This window comes from Paenibacillus sp. FSL H7-0714 (genome assembly GCF_038003765.1).
Lineage (GTDB): Bacteria > Bacillota > Bacilli > Paenibacillales > Paenibacillaceae > Paenibacillus_AQ.
The window spans coordinates 6091288-6112754 of the sequence record NZ_JBBOPT010000001.1; the positions used below are offsets into that span (position 1 = coordinate 6091288).

Genomic DNA, 21467 nt, shown 5'->3' on the forward strand with positions numbered 1-21467 from the left:
TCTATCGACCTATTCCTCAGGAGGGACATCATGAACGATTTAGAAGGGTTAACACCCGAACAAATAGAGAAGATTAGTAAGGCCCGTGAACGCGTGATAGACTCTATCGGTAAAAATATGGACCTATACGGCATCACTTTATCCATTGGGCATTTATACGGTTATATGTATTTCAATCAAGGTCCAGTGACACTGGACGAGCTTAGCAAAACAATGGGAATGAGCAAAACGTCCATGAGTACGGGAGTCCGTACCCTCCTAGATCTGAAAATGATCGATAAAGTTTGGGGGAGAGGGACTCGCAAAGACCTGTTTACCACTGTGCCTGACTGGCATCAGAACTTCAGTGATTACTTCTCTATTAAATGGAGAAAAGCCGTCGAAGGAAATATGATTTCACTAGCGAAATCACTTGCAGAAATTAACGATATGAAAAAAGAGTATAGTGACGATAGTAAACTTATGCAGCTCTTAAATACAGATGAAGAGAAGATTACCGAATCCATTAATTACTACCGCTGGTTGCTAAAATTAATAGAATCCTTTGAGAATGGTAAGATCTTCGAATTTATCCCTAAAGAAGAATCTTAATTCCAAAACAAAAAACGACAGTGCTCCTGTAAAAAGGAAAACACTGCCGTTTTTTTCGTTTAACTTTCGATTAAGCTTACATCATCCAAATAAATCGTGCTGCCCGCACTAATTTCATTATTCGTCTCCGTACTGTTTCCATCAATAAGCCCTAGTAAAAATACCAAATGAGCCCCTGCGTCTGTCGCACCGTTCATGGTAAATGTGTAGCTGAATTCTTTCATACTCTGGGTCAAAGCTATAAGCTCAGCTTCCATATATTTGTTGTAGTCCCCGCCTTTATGCTCCACAGCTACCTGAATATTACGGTTTACCGTAGAACGGGCCTTAAACTTCAAGGTGTACGTCTTTCCCTGAACAAGCTTCAAGTTTTCGTAATCCACTTGTGCGCTGTAGGCAGCTTGCCCTGTGCCCGTCAGGTCTATCACAAATTCCCCATCTTTTACAGCAGCAGATCCAATTCCATCAAAATACTGGCTCCACCCCTTGGAATCCACATCAAAGGTTCCATTATCCAGCGTACCGCTTGGTGGGTTCACTGGCGGACCACCTTGTACCTCCCGGACCACAATATCGTCAAAAGAAATCGTATGTGGCGTACTGTTAGCCGTAGGATCAGTGCCCAGCGATTTGCCGATCAGATAATTCAGCTTCAGCGGATTGCTGTTGGACACCATAAATTGTGCGCCATACGTTGCCCAATCGGCAGTAATATCAAACTTAGCTTGAGCGGAAGCTGCAGAAGTATTGGAGTATTCTAGGATGATCTGCCGCGGAACCGTTGATTTCGCCTTAAAGCTCACCTCATACGTTTTTCCGCCTTCCAGTGGGATACCCTCTTGGTAAAATTGTGTATGCCACGCCTCCCATCCTGCTGACGTAATCAAAATTTCTGCCACGCCATCCTTCACATCAAACGCAGAAATACCACCTTCTCCAGACCATGTAGACCACCCTGTCTTCCCACTGCCGAACGAGCCATTTATGACTAGATTGTTATCGTTAGCAAGTATCGTCTGAAGCACATATCCATTTGCGTAGTGGTCAGCTTCTACAGTGATTGTATAGCTGCCCTCGGATGGAAATACTGCCGAATCGATTGTAATTTTTCCAGGCTGAATGGTGTACTGTTCGGTTTCAAGAATTATACCATTAACCTTCACTGCAACGATTTTCTTTCTCCAATCCTCATGATCTATGAAGGTTAGCACAATCGGCTGCGAAACTCTGTTATTGCTGCTATCGCTTAGTAATTCCTGCGGTTTGGCCGGTGCATTTTTGATTTCAAATTTCACGTTATCGATGATAATATCATGGCTTTGGGCAATACTAACACCCTCCACTTTACCAAGCAGGAATTTTAGAGACAGGGTGTCCTTGCTACCTTGACGGAATTCATATTTGTAATGATTAGTTGTTGGTGTAATCTCTACAATATTTGTGAACGAAGCCTGATAAGACGCATTTTCAACATTCACACCGATTTTTCGGGCAATGGTTGAACTGGCATCAAACTCCAGCACATAATCTATCCCGCTTGCAGCTTTCAAGTTATTTTGAAACAACATCACGGAATATGGCTGGCTACCCGTATTCGTAATGTTAAACTTCGCTGTTCCATCTGTAGCAGTAGCAGTGCTCTGTCCGCCCTGCTCCGTCAACAGCCGATCCCAGGCATGAAATTCAGTGTTGAATTCACCATTCACCAGCGGGTAGTAGACAAGTGATGGATCATAATAAAAGCTCGTGCGCAGCAACTTGAAGTTATCCAAGATGACTGTATCGGCAGCACCGTTCAGAAGTAACACGAATTGTCCCTCATGATCGGTTGTACCTGCAAGGTTGGTGAAGACTGCTTTTATTTCTTGTTCACCTTGGGCTAAATTAACTGACTGCTGCGCATGTACGCTGCCGTCTTTTCCAAGAAGCTGAACTATGGCAGTACGTGCAGAGGATACTGCAGCATTAAAGGTAAGCTCATAATCTTGGCCCTGTATGAGCTGAATTCCCTTCTGAAGCAATCGAACTTCGCCACTTTCGCTGCCGCCAATCTGCAGATTCAGCTTTCCTGTATCATCTACATTGGCAGTGGTCGTTGTATCATTGGCTGTTTCTACGTGCCAATAGCTCATCCGATTGGGCTCACCAAGATCAAAAGTGCCATTGTACAGATGATTACCGCTACCGAGCGGTGTCTTTATTCCATCATGATCAAAAGGAATACTATCTATCTCTTCCAGACGGACATTACCTAACCAAGCTGGTGAAGCGTTAGTTCCCATATTGAACTCTATCCGTGCTGCAATATCTGAGTTATCCTTCATTTGAAACATCGTTTCGTAATGGGACATCTCGGAAGTCAGCTCTGCCTTAAGTGCTGGAGAATAAGCCGCAAAGCCACGTGATTCTCCCCCCGTTAATTTAACGCTAATATTACGTGACACATCTGTTTTCGCATCGAAGCTGAGCTTATAGAATCTACCTTTTGCAACGGATACGATCGCTTGAGGTTGAACGGAATAGGCATTGCCTCCAGCATTACTGATATTTACCTTTAGGAAGTTGTGTCCCCCAATCGGTACAGTGGAAACTGTAGCATCAGCTCCTGGTTCTTTAAACAAAACCCAGTGTGAAGTATTCGGTATGCCCATTCCATCATCTCCCGGAACCTGCTCCGTGAAGTTGTTGTTATAGACAAGGTTTCCGTCAGGAAGTGCTAGCTTTGAGCCTTCCAAGTAAGGCTCCTTATCCAGCGTAACTGGTACCGGCTCACGATACTCACGGCCTGTCAGTTCATAGACTCTGACATAATCAACCTGCATCGATTTTGGAAACACGGTTTCTGGTGTTGGATCACCATCAAAGTTGCCGCCAACAGCCAGATTTAACAGCAGGTGGAACTCCTGATTGAACGGTGCTGGATAAGCATTATTCGCAGGCTGTCCATTGCTGATGCTGTACCAGTCATTTTTAGTCAAGAACAGCTCACCATCTACATACCAGCGAATTTCTCCCGGCTCCCACTCAATGGAGTACGTATGGAATTGTTCTATCGTGGAGCCTTCCGGGAACACGTACTCTTTGCCAGAGTATACATTGTTAGGCCATTCGCCGCCGTAATGAATGGTACCCGCTACTGTATTAGGACGGCTGCCCCAGCCCTCCATAATATCAAGCTCACCAGAGGAAGCCCAATTTCCGTACTCGTAGTTCTCCGGCAGCATCCAGATCGCTGGCCAGTACCCTTTTCCGGTAGGCGCTTTAGCCCGAATCTCGAATTTCCCATATTTCTTACTAAACAGACCTTTCGTTTTAAGTCGCGAAGAAGTGTACTCCTTGCCACTTGCTGCTTCTTTACGCGCGGTAATCACTAGATTACCATCCTGTATCTTTGCGTTCTTCTCATCACTTGTATACCATTGCTTCTCGTTGTTGCCCCAACCTGGATTGTTAAATTGCGAACCATCTCCAAGGTCATAGGTCCATTTCGTAGGATCAATGGTCCCTTCATTGAATTCATCTCCCCAAACCAGCGTCCATGGATCGTTGGTTGGTGTTGGACCAACATTACCAGAACTGCTTGAGGCTGAAGTTGCTACTGGCAGTGTCGTTTTACTAGTGTTTCCTTTCTTTAATGGCGAGCCGCCAATCGTTACTCCATCGGCTTTGTTATCTATTGAGGTTACGCTTCCGCTGCCTTGAATCGCTGTGCCTCCAGCGCTCGCAGTCAGGATTAACGCGGCCACCTGTGCATTGTTCTCCAGAGTCAATTGCGTTGAGCTGCCCACCGTAAGACTGGCAACAGTTCCTGAGATTCTTAGCAAAGAACCGCTGACTGCTGAGTCTGCCGAGCGAACCGCTGCAAATATCCCTCGAAGTGAGATAATATGAGGAACGACGTTCATCTCAACATCCCCAAAGCCTGCTCCCGTAAGATCGCTACTCTCTTCCAAGATAGCTCCGGATTGCAGCTGCACAGTACCCACAGCTGTTGAACCGCTGGCATAAATTCGAACCTTCCCGTTAAGTTTGGCTACTTGAAGCGGCCCAAGAGAAGTATTGTGTAAGCCAATACTCTGCTCACCGCCACCTCGTACAAACGTAGTCCCTGTTACCTTTACACCTTCAAGCTTCGCATTCCCTTCGGCAATCCCCTCCGTTAAATAAAGATTGCCTTGGATGACAGTATCTTTAAGAACCACATCGGTATGATTAATGATTACATTGCCCTTTACTGTTCCAAGCGAAGTCTCTCCAGATTTTAAGATGAGTCCCGAAACCATTCGATCAGCAAGCTGAGCAAGCTCTCCACGTGTAATTCCGCCCTCAGGCTTAAACAAACCTCCAGGATAACCTTTAATAAAGCCAGCACTCGATAGGGCTGCTATCGCTTTCGCAGTTTCATCACTGACTCCGTTCAAATCAGTGAATGCTACTGTGCTACTTTTGTCCGTATTGAAACGAAACACTTTCTCCAAGGATAGTGCCGCCTCAGCACGCGAAAGCGCATGTGAAGGATAAATATTGTTATTCTTATCACTGCTTAAATATCCAGCTGTAATCCCTTTGGCAATATCACTCTTATACCAGTCTGTAGCCAGCACATCCGCTGGAAGCTTATCCGATTGCTCCTGATAATTAAATATACGATTCATAATAGCCGCGAACTCTGCCTTTGTGACTTCCTTACCCGGTCGAAACGACCCATCGTCATATCCACTAATAATCCCATTTGCGCTCCAACGCTGTAATGGACCTGCAGCCCAATGGCTTGGAGATACATCCGTAAACGCTTTCAATACATCGATTGTTTCATTTTCCACTTTCGTTGCCGCTGAATCAGGTGAGTTTCCCTTTAATGGCTCTGCCGTTGAAGCATTCATGCTCCCAACCGGTGATAGCAGCCCGGTGACAAGGAGCATAGCAGCTATTGCTGCCGTGAAATTCCTCTTCATCCTAAACATCACTCCTCGAATTTCGTAATATTCGTAATTCAAGCGAAGAATCGAAATCGGTTTCGACAATGTTATTGTTGCTTAAATTTCCATATTTGTAAAGATATAATTTTGAATTTTTTTACATTATTTTTTTTCGGAATATATCTCAGTATTAAAATATCCGTTTGACTTGTTTCGGTAATAAGAATAGACTTAAAACAACTGTTTTACTCTTCACTCCATTCAAAAAAACTCATAAATAACCGTTCTACTACAGTCTTTCCCCCATATTCCAACTATTAAGCGGAGGGTGGCTTATACTACATATGAATATCAAAATGATTGCCGAAATGGCAGGCGTTTCTGTCTCGACCGTTTCGAAAATTATGAATAATTACAGCGATGTTTCGGAAAAGACCAAGAAAAGAGTCCTAGAGATCATCGAGCAAACTGGATATTCACCATCCAACTCCGCCAAGACACTTGCAACCAAAAAATCAAATCTGATCGGTGTGATTTTTGCGGGTGAGCTTAATGTAGAATTTACGCACCCTTTTTTCGTTGAGGTATTAAACTCCTTCAAGAAACAGATGGGTGTACTGGGATACGATCTCATCTTCTTTTCTAACGAAAAATTTATTAGCAGCGGAGATTACTTCGCGCGCGCTGTTCATTTTAATGTGGATGGCTGTGTCATTATATCTGGACAGAAGATGGAGCCAACGATCCACGATCTGGACATGAGCAGTATCCCTTGTATCGGGGTAGATCTCGAACTAAAAGGGAAAAAGTCAGGCTTTGTTATGTCAGATAACTTCCAAATATCCTCTAAGGTCGTAGAGCATTTTTACCTTCTTGGTTATAGGGAGCTTGGTTTTATAGGAAGTGCCGCGGATTCAGAAATATCCAATCTACGGGAAGCAGGATATACCAAAGCTATCGAAAGTTTCGGTCTCCCTTTGAACCGGCGTTGGTTTGTACATGGCGATGATTTCTTTGAGTCCAGCGGGTATACGGCTATGCAACAATTAATTCAAAGCGGCAGTTTACCAAAGGCCATTTTTGCTGCCTCTGATTTGCTGGCTTTAGGAGCCATCCGTGCATTAAAAGAACATGACCTCCGGGTCCCTGAGGATATCGCCATCATCGGCTGTGATGACATCGAAGCCTGCAAATATACTACACCAAGACTGTCTACCATCCGTCAAAACAAACAACGCCTTGGTATCCTCGCTGCCCATATGCTCTATGACTTGATTAACAATCAGTCAGGTGGCGGTTCATTTGTTGTGGAGCCAGTGCTTGTTGTGCGCGAGTCCTGCGGAAGCCAATTGAAATTTTAAGGTATAACATGAATAAATCCCCTCAAAGTTTACAACGTCTCAGACCTCGATAAGATGTCTAAGGCATTGTCTAACTTGAGGGGATTTTTCATGTAGGGAACTTACAATTTCATTTTAGAATTTCGTAAGTAGATTTGAAATACTATGAGCTGCCTCGGCACGGGTTGTCATCGATTGCGGAAGGAAGTTACCATCCTGATGACCCGTCAGAAGCTTAGCTTCTAGCGCACCTTGTACATAGGTTACTGCCCAAGAACTAACTTTAGAGCTGTCATTAGTCGCATGGAATGAGCTTGCTTCCGGCTTAACGCCCGTACGATATGCATAGGCTCTTACCAGCATAGCTGCCATTTCCTCGCGGGTAATCTGTTGATTCGGGTTAAAACGATCCTCGGATACGCCTTGAATAATACCTGCTTCAAAGGTTGCATTGACCGCCTCTTCGTACCACGATCCAGCGACTACATCTTGGAATGAAGTCGGACGACTCGCAGTTAAGGAAAGCGCTCTGCTGAGGAGAGCTGCATATTCTGCTCTTGTGATGGAACCCGATGGGTTAAACATAGAGTCAGATTGTCCCTTCACAATTTGTTTAGCAGATAGTTCCTGAATAGTCTTGTATGCCCAGTGACTTTCAGGTACATCTCGATAGCTGTTTTGGAACGAAAGAACAACGTATTGGCTAAAATGATTCAAATCTACGGTAAGACTGGTTTTGGACGGATTCATCGTCCCCCCTAGATAGGTAAAGCTGCCATTTTCCTCAATACGATAAATACCCGCTAGAGCTGGATTGGTTCCATTTAGAATCGGTAGTGTTATCTTCACGGGTACTGGGAATTGCTTCAGTGAATATTTATTACCAGACTCATCTGACATGATTAATGAGAAGTCCATGATGTCACTAACCCGTGAATACGGTGGAGTTATTGTAAGTTGATTCGATTGAATGGCTTCCATCCTCAAAAGTATTGTTGCTGTCTTCGCAGTTGATGGCAGAAGCTTACGAAGCTCATTCAATACTTTGGAGGACATAACGGCACGAACCCCATTCACTTGAATCTCTAGATCCCTATTGCCGATCTGATCGAGTTGATCGATCGGAATCATAACTTGATTCTTATCCGCTTGAAGCTGCAAAATGATGTTTCCTTCAGCACTCTTCGTTAAGAGTTCATCTGGGATAACAACCACCCCTGCAGGCAGCTCCGGCTTCACCACCACTGGCGGCGTAACGCTTGATCCTGGGTTCCCCCCACCCGTTGGTGGTGTTGTCGAGGTATCATTTTCGCGCATAACAGAAATAGTGTAAATCTGTTTGGTTCCATCTTGAGCTGTCACAGTTACGGTGATCATATTAGTGCCGACATGTAAATCTCCACTGCCTGTTATCGATACAGTAGCCATAGGATCCGCTGCTGTATAGGTTACTCGCGTAACGGTTGTCGAGTAAGGTACAGTCAGTTCGTAGTTGTATTGCCCAGAGGCAAATCCATGAATCGTAGTTCCATTAACGCGAAGATCTACCAGATCTGCATTGCTTGAAGACTCCGCTTCAGGCTGACGCGTAATGATGATCGTATAAATATTTTGTAATCCGTCTTGAGCTGTCACGGTAACCTTCACGACGTTCCTACCAACCTCAAGGGCTCCACTACCCGTAATCTTAACTACGCTAGTCGGATCGTATGCCGTATAGGTAATATCCGTTACCGACGTACTATAGGGAACCGTTACGTTATAGTTCAACGTACTAGGTGCAAAAGCTGGTAGAGTTTCCCCATTCATTCGTAGATCGGACAGCAGAATTTGGTTAGGTAAGGATTCTGACTCACGGATGACGATAATGGTATACACATTCGAGCTGCCGTCTGGAGCTTGGACATGCACTTCCACCAGATTCTCGCCTACTTGCAGAGATTTACCACCTATGACATGAACGCTTAGTAAAGGATCTGCTACCTTATAAGTGACCTCTGCGACCGAAACATTATTCGGTACACGAATCGCATAGTTCATTTGATCCGGTGTGAAGCCGATCAACGATTGACCGTTTACCTGAAGATCTACTAGTGTTGCCTGAGAGATCTGTACTTCTTTAGTTGCAGTGGTCAAATTCGGCATCGTTTCATGCCCTTTCGCATCTGCAATCATCGCTTGCGTAATTTGTACAGCAGTAGCCTTTTCTTGTGGTGATACTCGTAGCTTAAGAATCGGAGCATCTGCTTGAATGCCATTCGTTGAGGTTAGAATGATTCTTGTCATTCCATTAACCGTCTCTTTGCGCACAATCTTAACGCCAGGTTGAGCCGGTTCAATCGATGAGAAGATGAGACTGCTGGAGTCTACATTCAAATCGATGGCTGTCACATCTGAAGTCGCATTGTTGATTGATACTTCATAACCGTTAACCTTTTGTGTAGCAGCATCAACTAATTTTGTGAATCGCAAGTCCGCAGCACCCGATTGTTGTTCGGTTTGAGGTATGAACATACCGTCAATGACATGAGAATCTCCAATGGATGGGTTCAGGCCAAGTGCAGTTAGAACTGTTGCAGCCAAGTCTCTTGTATTCCCACCTTGCAATAATTTTTCCTTCCCGTCTTCGGTGGCTACTGTTCTACCATTCGCCGCGAAGAAGATTGTGGTGGCAAGGGGCTCATCTTGCCCATGACTTGTTGCCATGCCCAAAGTTCCGTCTGCATTCTCTTTACCCCCACCATGGTCAGGCAGCATGAGGATGAGCGTGTCTTCCAACAAATGATTGTTCTTTAAAGCATCATAGATGGTCTGGATGTTCTTATCCGTCTTCTTTATTTGCTCATAATACGACTTCGTATAGAATCCATCACCATGGCCCGCCCCATCCATATCATCCAATTGGAAGAAAATTAACGAGGTATCTTTCGCTTTGCCGCTAGCAGCGTATTGCGTGAACGCCGCTACATCAGCTTCATCTCCTAGGGAATAACCTTCGACACCAACAGAAGGTTCAATATGCCCCTGAACGATGTTGCTCCAGGTGGAGAATACCGTTTGTTTAGTAGCAGGCAATGCCTCCCTAATTTTTTTGAATACCGTTGGGTAGTCCCATGATTCACTGTATGTGTAGGCTGCGGTATCGTCATTATATAGACCATGCTTTTCATAACCAACACCATTAATCATCGAACCCCAGTTTGGAGATGAGCTGGAAGGTAAAGTAGTTTTAGCCGTATAGCTAATAGCTCCATGCTCGATAATGTTCCGAATGGCTGGAATTTGCAGGCGATCACCTACCTTTTCTTTCTTGGAGCTAGGCGTCTCCCAATAAGGCGCATCCTTGGAGACCGCTACACCCCCACCATCAATCCCGATGACAACTACACGTTTATAGGGCTGGTATTGGGCTTGGGCTGCCATATCTGCCAGCTCTTCATCCGAAATGCCTTTCGCAAGTGCAAGGTCACCTATCGTAACATAACCATCTGCATTAAGATCTTCGGAAGCTTTAGCATGGATCTGAATAACGGCAGGCGCCGAATCAAATGCCTTAATCGTTAGTTTTGTTGATCCAGTATAGAAATCCGCATGCTTAACTTCAATGATGCCTTGGCCGGAAGCACCAAGCGTATTGAATTTGAGCTCCGAGATTCTGGACTTTGCATACTCCAGCGGATTCTCGATGTTATAGACATTACCTCCTGGAAGTTCTAGTCTAACGATACCAGGGGTCGAGGCGTCTGTCTTGGTTGCGCGAGATGCGCTGACAAATTCGAAATGTTCTGGATCATAAGCTATCTCAACGACAGCTTTGTCCACTTTAGTCGTCATATCAGGTGTACGCAAATCTAGATTATATCGGAATTGCGTACCTTGAACCGTGTGCTTAGCTCCGATCAGATTTAATGAACCTGAAAAATCCTCAATGGAAGCAAGCGGCGGAGCACTGTTATACATATCAGAAACTTCCTGCGCGGTTAATGTTCTTCCATACATATGAAGCTCATCAAGCTGTACTTGCAGCGCATTGCTGTAATTGCCTGTACCATCATTTCCGATCATGGTTGACAATCCTGTATCCAGCGTACCCGTTCGACCTGCAATGGTCATGGTGCTTGCTATACCCTGATAGTTCGTGCCATTAACTTTGGTCACATTTACAGGAACACCATCTTTATAAAAATCAACTCGCCCTGAAACACGATCATGCGATATGGCGATATGATGCCAGGTGCCATCTACAACATTTGGAATTTGGGCATCTGCACGCGATTCGCCGGATGTATTAAAGTTCCATTGGAGTGCACTTCCCTTCAGCGCTAAGGCATAACCTGCATTTGCACCGGAATCCCAATTTTTGTTGGATAGAATCGCAGGGTCTCCTGAGACAGAAGGCGATTTAACCCAAAATGCGAACGAGAAGTTCTTGTCCTTACCGAATTGCAGACTTGTTGGCTTGCCAAGATCAACATATTGCAGCGCTGAGCTCTTGGAATCGATACTCAAGGCTTGTCCGACGCGACCTTTCACGAACTGTGGATCTTTAACCGGTGTTGCCGGTATAGCATTTACAGATTGATCCTCCAAATTATTCTCGAAGGACATCTGTAGAAGTGTATCCGCAGAGAGCACTGAGCTACCAGTAAAATCGATTTCACTCATACTGGTGAATAAAGCGGTTGGGTTATAGGTGCTCGTGACAACAAATTTCACATATCTACCTTGTATCGCTTTATCCAAAATATTGAAGTCTTGATAGCTCGTGCCTTTCCAGGTTTTCTGGAATGTGCCGATCGCTTTATTCGCCGGATTGCTCAAGTACGCCGGATCGGTCAAATCCGATAATTGATCCGAGGCGTAGAGTTCAAAATCCTTTGGAAATTCCAGAGCCGTCTGACTTAAGCGGCTAGTGCGCCCAATACCAGTTAAGTTCTTACTACCCTTCATGTCGATAATCACCCAATGTGGAAATGAGGCTGCAGGCTCCTGCCATTTGGAATGCCAAATCGTAGCGGTATCGTTATCTAGGATGTTCGCAGCATTGGCATTTTCATTGTCCGCATAAGAACTAAAGGAGTTGATAGTGAATGCGTTCTTAGGAATAAAGGAATATATTGCTGCCTGTTGTATTTTTTTATAGACCCACTGAAGCTCGACATAAGCAAGGTCAATTTCGGTTGCGCTATTACTTGCCGTCAGTTGTCTGGCTTTCTGAAGTTGGTTCGCAAGCTCGTCCAGCTGGTCTTTCGGGTAAGATACACCACTGACTTTATCGCTGTTCTTTTGGAAGGATGCAGCGTCATGAATTAATGTGGTGAGCTGTTCAAAGGTAAAGAGCTGAACACCCTTATAGGAATCCGACAATGCTTTGTTTTCCGTAGCTGTGAGCGATCTCTTCCAGATTCTCAGATCATCTATGGTAATCGTTGCTCCGCCATTTCCTTTGTTGCCATCCACACCAATCAGCGTGTTAAAGGTTGTATCTACACTTTGAGTACCAAGCGAGGCAATACTCCCCGATGCTTTCTCCGTCCCATCTACATAAACTTTTGCTAAGTTGTTTGTTCTGTCCGCTGTAATGGTAAAGAGATGCCACTCCGTTCCTACACTTGATGCTGTAATATCCGCTCTTTTCGTTCCATCACTGATATTTAAGGTCATACCATTGGTGGAGGCAGGTCCAATATACCAGCCTAGGTTACCGCCACTATTCCAGTTTTTATTGGAGAGGAGAGTCTGATCCCCGGAAAGATTGCCTTTGTGCCAGAAAGACACGGTGAAGCTTCCTGCTCCGAATTTCAAATCATCACGCTTGCCCAAATCAATATAATTACTATTGCCCGCTGCAATGAGCGCAGCTTTATTGGATTTACCATCGACATACGTTACATTGCCTGCTAGACTTGCAAGCCCTGTCACGTCTTTAGCTTCATCGGATAGGTTTCCATCCAATTTCATATCGACCACTAGATCCTTCCACATGGTCGATGGATCAATTGGCGTCAGTTCAGGTGCTTCATTGCCGGCTGTGAACGATTGCTCAAGAGTTGCAGAGCGATTCCCGTAGGCATCAACAGCTGTCACTTGAACAATGTATGAAGTTTGAGGCGCAAGTCCTTCGAGTGGAATATTCATTGCATTCGGAATCGGGGAAAAGTAATAGTCAGAGAATACATTCACAGATTTGCTGCTAACTCCGGACCTTTTATCGATGACATTGATTTCATAATGATGCATAGATTGATCATCTTTCGCTTGCTTAAAGGAAAGTAAAGGTACCGTATCCTGATTCGTTATGTCGAGCTCACTATTGAATACAGGAGCAACCTTATTACGGTTAGCCGTCGTGTACTTGAAATTGCTCTTAATAGCTTCATTCGTCGAGCCTTTTAGCTGAATGACCCACTTATCTCCAGCAACTGTACCCGCACTGTTGAATGGAGGCTGCGGCTCAGCCGTCCACTTACCGTCTGTGTAGATATCTCCAGGATCTGCGTTAAACGCAATCCGATCCACTTCAACCCGATCCGCATATACCTCAACGAAGTCGGCCTGACTGACAGGAAATTCAAAACGTCCTTCAAGTCCCTTCTTAGTCACTTGGGAGTAACCACGATCGGATTCAATGTAAGACATGGAGCCAAGGTTAACTGAAGTGAAATCCTTCTGGTAAATGGAGCGATCATCACTAATATTCAGATGGGAATGTCCGGAGAAGGTAATCACTTGAGGATAGTCTTTGAGATCCGTATAAAGATTAGGATTCGATGCCTGTTGCCCATCCATTACCGTATTCGATATAGGTTGGTGCACATTCACGAAGATGGGGGTATTCTGATTCTTCGGCTCAGCTGTAAGCTCTGCAAGTCTACCCTTTAGCCAATTACGCTGACCTGTATCTGAGTTGTAGTTGTTCCCGTTTAAAAATAAGAAATGATAGCCACCGATTTCAGATTCATAATAGCCATTCGGCTGGCTTGTGAACCAGTCCGTGGGATAATGTTCGTTGACTTTAGCAACGGTGGAATCGTGGTTACCTATAGCCATTCGGATCTGGGTGTTATTCCACTGCTTTCTAGCTAAATTTTGCTCAAAAATTTCCCGAACCATCACATGGTCATTAGGCTTGTCGTTCCCATTATCATTAATCATATCGCCAACGACGAGTATCGCATCCGGGTTCGGGAAAATCGACCCTATCGTATCAAAGAATTGGGTATAACGTGCATCTGCTGAAGCATGTGAGCCCACATGTACGTCTGACATCGCTACAAACTGGAGCAATGGCTTTTCTTTGGTCTTGATGATATAAGAGAAGGTTACTCCTTTACTTGCCACACCATTTTTGATCGCAATGGCTGACAAATTCGTTGTTTTGGAGATCGAGATCGGCCCGTTATATTTCAAACTATGAACATCCGGAAGCGTGCCGTCGAGTGTATAGTAAATGTCAGCATTCTGCGTTGCAGTTGTGAGGTGGATCGTCTGTGCTTCTTCATATCGGCCGGTGGGTACAGAAGTCGTTGGTTGATCTACAGATAGAATCTCAGATTCTTCAGCTGCAAACACAGGGGTGATATTCGGCATCGTAGAACAAATCACTGTGAGTGCCAGTAATAATGCAACAAATTTCCTACCTTTTCTGAACAAAATCATCTCTCCCAAGCATTATTTTATAGTTTTGAATCACATGAAAACTCTCCATCAACAGATGAGCTAACTACCCTTATCTCGGATATATTCGATAACTCCTCCTTTCTTCATCCTATTCAAAGTACATCCCATACTATTTTTTTGGTAGACTGGGGTCTGCTGTTTTTATTGTAGGTATGGATTATTTGCCTAGCATTAAATATCTGTAAACTTCAAAAGATGCATCCAAAGGCTGTGATATGGGTCAAAACGTCTAACTCAATCCCAAAAGATGCCTAATAAATGAATAACATCTGCATATCATTAGCCGAATATGATCACAACAGTAGCCTAATACATGCATAATATATGCCCAAGAATACTTTTAGTAATGAAACAAAAACGACCGTTCCTCGAAAAAATACCGAGAAACGGTCGTTGCTTTAACAAAGTTTTATTATTTATGTTTACCTGAACAACTCACAATAAAGTTGGCTCCCCTACTTGCTCATCCAAGTTCAGCTCTACCAGTTGACCGGCCTGCGTCAGCCCCGCACCAAAGCCATACATCAGAATCTTGTGCCCGTTCTTTACTTTGCCTTCACGAATGCCCAAATCAAGAGCTAAGGGAATTGTTGCGGCAGAAGTATTGCCAAAATTCACAAGACTATGCAGCACTTGCTCCATCGGATAGTTCATACGCTCGCAAATCGGCTCAATCATTCTCATATTTGCGCTGTGTGGAATAAACCAATCGACTTGCTCCAGACCCACTTCTGCTTTTTCAAGAAGCTGCTGTACACCGAGAGGAACGGTTCTGACCGCCCAACGAAATACCTCGCGTCCGTTCTGTACGAGCATCTGTGTATCTACCAGTTCAATATTATTCACCGTATGGGCTAGACCCGTGCGATACACATGATGCGCGCCGCTGCCATCACTAGCTAGCTGAAAGCCTAAAAATCCCGTCGATTGCTTATCACTCTCCACAAGCACTGCACCGGCCCCATCACCAAAAAGGATACATGTACTGCGATCAGTATAATCTGTAATCTTGGAGATCGTATCCGCACCAATCACTAGAACCTTACGGTGCATCCCTGAAGCAACATAGCTATGAGCTGTATGAAGTGCATATACAAAACCCGCACAGGCTGCACTCAAATCCATAGCTCCAGCAGTCTGCGGAATATTTAAGCGATCTTGAATCAAAGAAGCTACTGAGGGAAAGGAAAAATCAGGTGTACTAGTAGCTACTAGGACCATATCCACATCCTCAACGCTTTTTCCATAACGTTTCATTAGATCCTGTACTGCGGCTACACATAAATCGCTTGTGTATTCATCCTGCCGACTAATTCTGCGTTCACGAATTCCAGTCCGCCCCACAATCCACTCATTATCAGTATCCACCATCTGCTCAAGATCGGCATTGGTCAGTCTTTTAGCCGGGACATAAGTTCCGATAGCTGTAATTTTTGCACCTGTCATTCCAATCACCTCTTCATTTAGTATCTGATATTAGTACTTGGTACTAATTATAATTCTACACCTGCTATAAAGTAAAGAATGCCGGTAAAGCAGCATGGCTTCCCGGCACTTTCAATACATATCTCGAACTACTTAAGCACGATTTACTTTGCGGTGTTTTCTTTTTCTGACGAAAAATAGAATCGCAGCAATGATTACCACCACTAGGATGATTAACACGATCACTATATTCCATACATTTGGCACATAAAGCTGCATTTTGATCGGCTCCGTATCCCCCAGGGTAACATTCCAGGTAAGTGTTCTGCCTTCATCAACGGCTGCATTATTATCACCAATTAGGTCTATTGGCAACGTTAATTTAAAATCAAATGCCAAGTTTTTCAGCACCGCCCGAATAATCGGCTTTGATAAACTCAATGTCCCCATGTTATCCATGATGGTATCCATATAACTATTAAATTGAGGCTGTGCCTCAACATCATATGTGGTATATAACAAATTCTTTTTAGTAACGAGCTGTAGATCCACAATATCCAGCCCCATAGAGGTTGAACCTATATCCTCAAATGAAGCGTAATTTTTCTGGATTTCATAGACTGTAGACTTACCTTCTTGTCGTTTTTCTAGCTGAATCCCTTCCTCCTTCAATTTGTCTGTCAGACTCTTCTCCATTTTATCGTTGATCAATGCTTCTGTTCGGGAATCCAATTTCACATTCATTGCTAAATCTACGCTTTGATTCTTATTCACCGTGACGTGAACGGTACCATTAGAACATCCCGATATTAGTATCATCATTAAGAGCAGTGTTAGGATCGTCAAGCCTCTCCATTTTAACGGCATTTTCCTCAAACCCTTCAGTAGTATGTATTCATAAAACAGGTACCCATGCTCTAAAGGCTAACTCATTTATATCATAGAATCAAATTCTATATGAATGAATAATCAAATTTCAGAACCATCAAACTTAAATTTTATACTCGCACAAAAAAGAGGCTAACCCCTAAGTAATTATTTACTCATGGGTAGCCTCTCTCCAAAAACATCACCCAACACCCACAGCTCGGTGGGCGATTGCGCAGCAGATGGGAATTGGTGCTTGGCGCGCTTAGGGTGCTCAGTGGTGCTTGGAATGCTTGATGTTTGTTGTCGCTCGATGTTACTTGCAGTTCTCAAACTTTCTATTGGACTCCAGAGTCGCTATTTTCGAAAAAACGGCTCTTTTGGGCAACTATCGGACCCCAGAGACACTATTGCTATTGGTGCAAAAAGACATCATTACACTCCATTGCCCACCATGGTCGGCTTATAGAGTCCCGCTCATATAGTTAACGAAGTACTTCTTTTCCCGGCTCCATGTAGTGAGGCATTCCCTTCACTCAAACCGATATCCGCCTGACGGATAACTTTCCTCCCTCTCCAGCGCATTAGAACAAGCATCCCCCGCACAAATTCATCAGCAATCATACAGCAGTAGATCCCTGTGAGCCCCCAGCCTAAGCTGATTCCAAACCAGTAAGAACATCCCACTCCAATAATGGACATAGACACGATGGAAGTATACATCGTATAACGGGTATCGCCGATGGCGTTCAGCGCATTACCCATGCCCATATTCAGCATTTTGCAAGGTTGCAGTAGGAGATTTAGGGCCAGTAGGGAAATCCCAATCGCAATAATCCGCGGGTCGGAAGTAAAATAACCTAGTAGATTCCTGCCGAAAAGAAATAGCAGTAACATGTTCGCTGATACAATAGCCAAGCCGATATACAGCGTGCGATATGCACTACGATAAGCCTCTTTCAGCTTCCCTGCCCCGAACAAATGCGCGATCTGTATCTGTCCAGCCAGCGCGATTGCATACCCTAACGTGAAGCAAAAGGACTCTAAGGTATTGAGATAAGTCCGTGCGGCTAACGCTTCAGCCCCCAGTGCGGCTAGAAAGGAATAGACAATCAACTGCGAGAACACCCAGCAGGAAGAATTAATCCCTAGAGGCCAAGCAATCCTTATAATTTCCTTGAATAGCTTGCCGTTGAATATACGGAAGTCCCTAAGTCTAATCTTAATCTCGAAGGAACCTCTAAACATGGTATACAGCATGATCACACCGACCAGTCTACTGATAATACTTGAGATTGCGATTCCCGCAAGCCCTAGCTGTGGCAGACCGAACATCCCGAATATAAAAGTATAGTTCAGAATAATGTGAATGACATTTATGATGACCCCTGTGTACATTGGTCCTCTGGTGTTCCCTGTATTACGAATCGCTGTTCCAAGGGAAGCAATCATCCCCACCAAAAACAGACCGCCACCGACATACGAGATATAGATATTGGACAGTGATAATAGCTCAGGCGATATATTTAGAATCCCCGCTATTGGACCCGCATAGAAGAACAGGATGATACTCACGACAATACCAAGAATGAGACTAACCGATACGCCCATAATTGCAATCGTACGCGCTTCGCTGAAACGTTTTGAACCCATTCTTTGCGCGATCAGGATCCCCGCACCGCCCGCAAAGGTGGTAAAAAGTGTGGTCAACGCACCGAACAATTGATTGGAAATGCCGACTACGGCGACTGCATCGTCTGAAATACGGCTGACCATGAGTGTATCTACCGTACCTAGCAGGGTCTGAAGAAACACCTCTATAAATATAGGCCAAGCTAATACCCATAGTCCAAAGCCCTGTCTTTCTTTTTTCACTAAATAAACCTCCCCTTAAACCAAACATGCATACTAGACCTAAGAAACAGCATATTTTTTCTTTAGGTCAGACTAAATTATAGATGATATACTTTTGGTGATGGTACAGATTTCAAACCAATAATTTCATTATTTCAACCTCATAAAAGGAGATCTCTCCATGAACATTATTAATTTTATCGTCCCGCCAATGCCCTATTATATCGTAAGTGGATTGCACACCTTCTCACCAGGGCATTACCACATGAGCCGCCACAATATCAAGGTATTTGACTTGCTTGTAGTCAAGCAGGGCTGCCTATATATGAATGAAGGAGGTCTCACCTTTCAGGTACGTGCAGGTCAGGCACTGCTTCTTCGTCCAGATAGCCATCATTTCAGTACGGACAGCTGCAAGGAACACACCTCTTATTATTGGCTGCATTTTCAGACAGTGGGCGATTGGAATATTTCCGAGGCTACAGCTTCAACACCAGAGACAGAACATACCAGAGTGGAGCATCCTCTTCATTCAGACGAATTTAATATACGCACTTTTACCTTACAGCTGCCCCAATATACCTCTCTGCTACAACCGTCCAAGATGGAAGAACTGCTCTCGCAGCTGAATCAACTAGCGCCTAAATCCCATTTGAGCGATACTCCATTTCAGCAGCAGCTGCTATTCCAAGAGGTTCTCCAGCAATTATCTGCCTCTCTCCGCCATGAGCGTCCCTCTCCCTCCAAAATATGTGCAGAGCAAGCTGCCTCCTATTTGCGCAGTCATTTCCGTGAGCGCATCACAGCACAGCAGCTAGGGGTGAACCTAAACTTTCATCCTGTATATATCGCTCGTTGCATGAAAAAGGAATACGGCTGTGCACCTATGGATTACCTGCTGCACTACCGAATTCAGCAGAGTAAGCTATTGCTGATGCAGACCAGTTACACGATTGCCCGGATCGCCGAGGAGGTCGGCTTCAATCAAGCGCCTTACTTCAGCTCCAGCTTCGTCCGCATTGAGGGAACCACTCCGCGGGAATTCCGCCAGCGCTTCTCGTAGTCTCCTAGAATACAAAAAAGGGATGCTCCCCGCCTTTATGGCTTAAGGAACATCCCTTGCTCTTTTTTATTACAGACCCTTCTCCTGTACGTAAGCATTCCATTGCTTGATATATTCAGCCTGAATTTTCTCAAGGCCGGCTTGCTTAGCCTTCTCCATGAAGGTAGCTAGACCCGCATCTACATCCTCTACCAATCCAGCTTGCAGCGGATACAGGTATTGCTTCTCTACCTGCTCCAGTGCCGCTTTTTCAGCCTGATAGGAAGTGTAATCTTCAGCGAAACCTGTGAAGATATCCGGCTTCTGAATCTTATCAAGCTCATCGAAAATCTCTTTGACGCCATCATAGGATTTGTCGAATAACATAAATTCCGGGTTCCGCCAAGCCCAGCCATTCATCCCTTCACGAGTGAAACCGTTCGTAGAAGCGTCTCCAATAAGCTCATAATAACCTTCTGCATCAACCTTATAATTTTCCCCTTCAACACCGTATTGCGTCAACTGATTATAACGTTTATCCATAACCATTTTCTCATAGAAGGCTAATGCACGTTCAGGGTTCTTACTGCTCTTCGGAATGGCGAATCCATTATGGATCGGATGAACCGGCGTGGCGTAACCAATCGTATTACCGTAAGGATGGTAACCCAGCTCCCAATCAGGATGGCCCGCTTTCATTTTCATCAGTGTATCGTTGAAGCGAGTCGGGTTATCTCCGAAGATAGTTGCCGCTTTACCCACAATAATCGGACCCTGAAGGGTGTCCTTCGTGTTCAATATATTTTTAGGAATTAACCCCTTTTCCTGCCAGCGTTTCATGGTCAATAGTTCTTCTTTATGTTCCTCCGAGCCCCAATATAGATAAGCTTTCGAAGGTTCACTATACTTGATTCCGATACCATAAGGTAACGGACTTCCGACAATCCCGTGAAGTGCAGCGTAAAGATCATGCAGATTCTCTCTCACATTACCGTTAGGGGATAACGGCATCATCTTCGGTTCATTTTTCTTGATGCCATCCATATAAGCCTCGTAGCTGGCCAGATCTGTTGGCTCAGGTAGATTGTATTTCTTACGAAGATCCTCACGCCAAACAAAACCATTCGTTACATATTCCTTATAAGTGGCAGGTACAGTGTAAATCTTACCATTAATCTTAACTGCATCCCACATATCCTGCGGTACAAATTGCTGGAGGGCTGGGGCAGCCGTCGGCAGCAAATCATCAATAGCCAAAAAAGCTCCTTTTTTAGCGTAAGCTTGATACTGTGTCCAGTCCGCAGTGAAGATCAAATCAATCGATTGACCAGAGGAAAGCAGCAATTTATACTTCTGATCCCAATCTGTCCATGTTGTATAGATGAATTTAACGGTAGCATTCAGATCCTCTTTAGCCATCTTGTTAATTTGCGCTTCAATGCTCGGAAGATCCTTAGGCGCATCGCCCAGCATATAAAATTGCAGTTCAACCTCCTTAGATGTATCCAGCCCCGTTTTCTCCTCTGTCCCAGCGTTGGTACCCTGAGACGTATTCCCGCCTTTGTTGCTCTCTTTTACTGCCGTATTATCCCCATTCGTGGAACTCGAATTCCCTCCACAGCCTGCCAGTAGAGTCAAACTTAGTACTGACGTGAGCAGAATAGACATACTTTTACCCCGTAGTTTGATCATCTGAATCCTCCCTTTTCACTATTCTTCTATGTTAGCCGATTGTACCTAAGCCCGGGT

9 protein-coding genes are annotated in these 21467 nt (G+C 44.5%); 3 read left to right on the forward strand and 6 right to left on the reverse strand.

The genetic code is table 11. The features are described 5' to 3' along the window. Nucleotides 1–30 precede the first annotated feature (30 nt). Nucleotides 31–591: a GbsR/MarR family transcriptional regulator gene (locus tag NST34_RS27330; RefSeq protein ID WP_042191677.1), complete on the forward strand. Its 561-nt coding sequence runs from the start codon at nucleotides 31–33 to the stop codon at nucleotides 589–591. A 59-nt stretch (nucleotides 592–650) separates the two neighbouring features. Here the strand turns inward: NST34_RS27330 and NST34_RS27335 are convergent, their stop codons facing one another. Continuing rightward, nucleotides 651–5546: a carbohydrate binding domain-containing protein gene (locus NST34_RS27335; protein ID WP_341129149.1), complete on the reverse strand. Its 4896-nt coding sequence runs from the start codon at nucleotides 5544–5546 to the stop codon at nucleotides 651–653. A gap of 308 nt (nucleotides 5547–5854) precedes the next feature. Here NST34_RS27335 and NST34_RS27340 point away from each other — a divergent pair, with 308 nt between their 5' ends. After that, the gene (locus NST34_RS27340; RefSeq protein ID WP_076285281.1) at nucleotides 5855–6871 is read left to right on the forward strand and encodes a LacI family DNA-binding transcriptional regulator; all 1017 of its coding nucleotides are present in this window, start codon (nucleotides 5855–5857) and stop codon (nucleotides 6869–6871) included. A 114-nt stretch (nucleotides 6872–6985) separates the two neighbouring features. Here NST34_RS27340 and NST34_RS27345 read toward each other — a convergent pair whose 3' ends face one another. The 4 genes from NST34_RS27345 to NST34_RS27360 all read right to left on the reverse strand — a co-directional run bounded on the left by NST34_RS27345 (nucleotide 6986) and on the right by NST34_RS27360 (nucleotide 18697). Continuing rightward, complete coding sequence (locus tag NST34_RS27345; protein WP_341129150.1) at nucleotides 6986–14503, reverse strand: S-layer homology domain-containing protein; 7518 nt, start codon at nucleotides 14501–14503, stop codon at nucleotides 6986–6988. A gap of 462 nt (nucleotides 14504–14965) precedes the next feature. Beyond that, the gene (locus NST34_RS27350; protein ID WP_341129151.1) at nucleotides 14966–15976 is read right to left on the reverse strand and encodes a ketoacyl-ACP synthase III; all 1011 of its coding nucleotides are present in this window, start codon (nucleotides 15974–15976) and stop codon (nucleotides 14966–14968) included. A gap of 132 nt (nucleotides 15977–16108) precedes the next feature. Then, nucleotides 16109–16777, reverse strand: coding sequence for a hypothetical protein (locus NST34_RS27355; protein ID WP_341129152.1), 669 nt, complete (start codon nucleotides 16775–16777; stop codon nucleotides 16109–16111). 522 nt (nucleotides 16778–17299) lie between these two features. Further along, nucleotides 17300–18697 carry an MATE family efflux transporter gene (locus NST34_RS27360; RefSeq protein WP_042191684.1) on the reverse strand — a complete coding sequence of 466 codons (1398 nt, stop codon included), beginning with the start codon at nucleotides 18695–18697 and terminating at the stop codon, nucleotides 17300–17302. A gap of 160 nt (nucleotides 18698–18857) precedes the next feature. Between NST34_RS27360 and NST34_RS27365 the strand changes: the two genes are divergently transcribed. Continuing rightward, entirely contained in the window at nucleotides 18858–19739 is an 882-nt protein-coding gene (locus tag NST34_RS27365) for a helix-turn-helix transcriptional regulator (RefSeq protein ID WP_341129153.1), read from the forward strand. A 69-nt stretch (nucleotides 19740–19808) separates the two neighbouring features. On the opposite strand, the gene NST34_RS27370 is transcribed toward NST34_RS27365, so the two are convergent. After that, complete coding sequence (locus NST34_RS27370; RefSeq protein ID WP_143764094.1) at nucleotides 19809–21416, reverse strand: extracellular solute-binding protein; 1608 nt, start codon at nucleotides 21414–21416, stop codon at nucleotides 19809–19811. Between the last annotated feature and the right edge of the window lie 51 nt (nucleotides 21417–21467).

Coding starts and splice junctions, on each gene's coding strand:
- NST34_RS27330 (WP_042191677.1), top strand. CDS start 31: ATGAACGATTTAGAAGGGTTAACACCCGAACAAATAGAGAAGATTAGT.
- NST34_RS27335 (WP_341129149.1), bottom strand. CDS start 5,546: ATGAAGAGGAATTTCACGGCAGCAATAGCTGCTATGCTCCTTGTCACC.
- NST34_RS27340 (WP_076285281.1), top strand. CDS start 5,855: ATGAATATCAAAATGATTGCCGAAATGGCAGGCGTTTCTGTCTCGACC.
- NST34_RS27350 (WP_341129151.1), bottom strand. CDS start 15,976: ATGACAGGTGCAAAAATTACAGCTATCGGAACTTATGTCCCGGCTAAA.
- NST34_RS27355 (WP_341129152.1), bottom strand. CDS start 16,777: ATGATGATACTAATATCGGGATGTTCTAATGGTACCGTTCACGTCACG.
- NST34_RS27365 (WP_341129153.1), top strand. CDS start 18,858: ATGAACATTATTAATTTTATCGTCCCGCCAATGCCCTATTATATCGTA.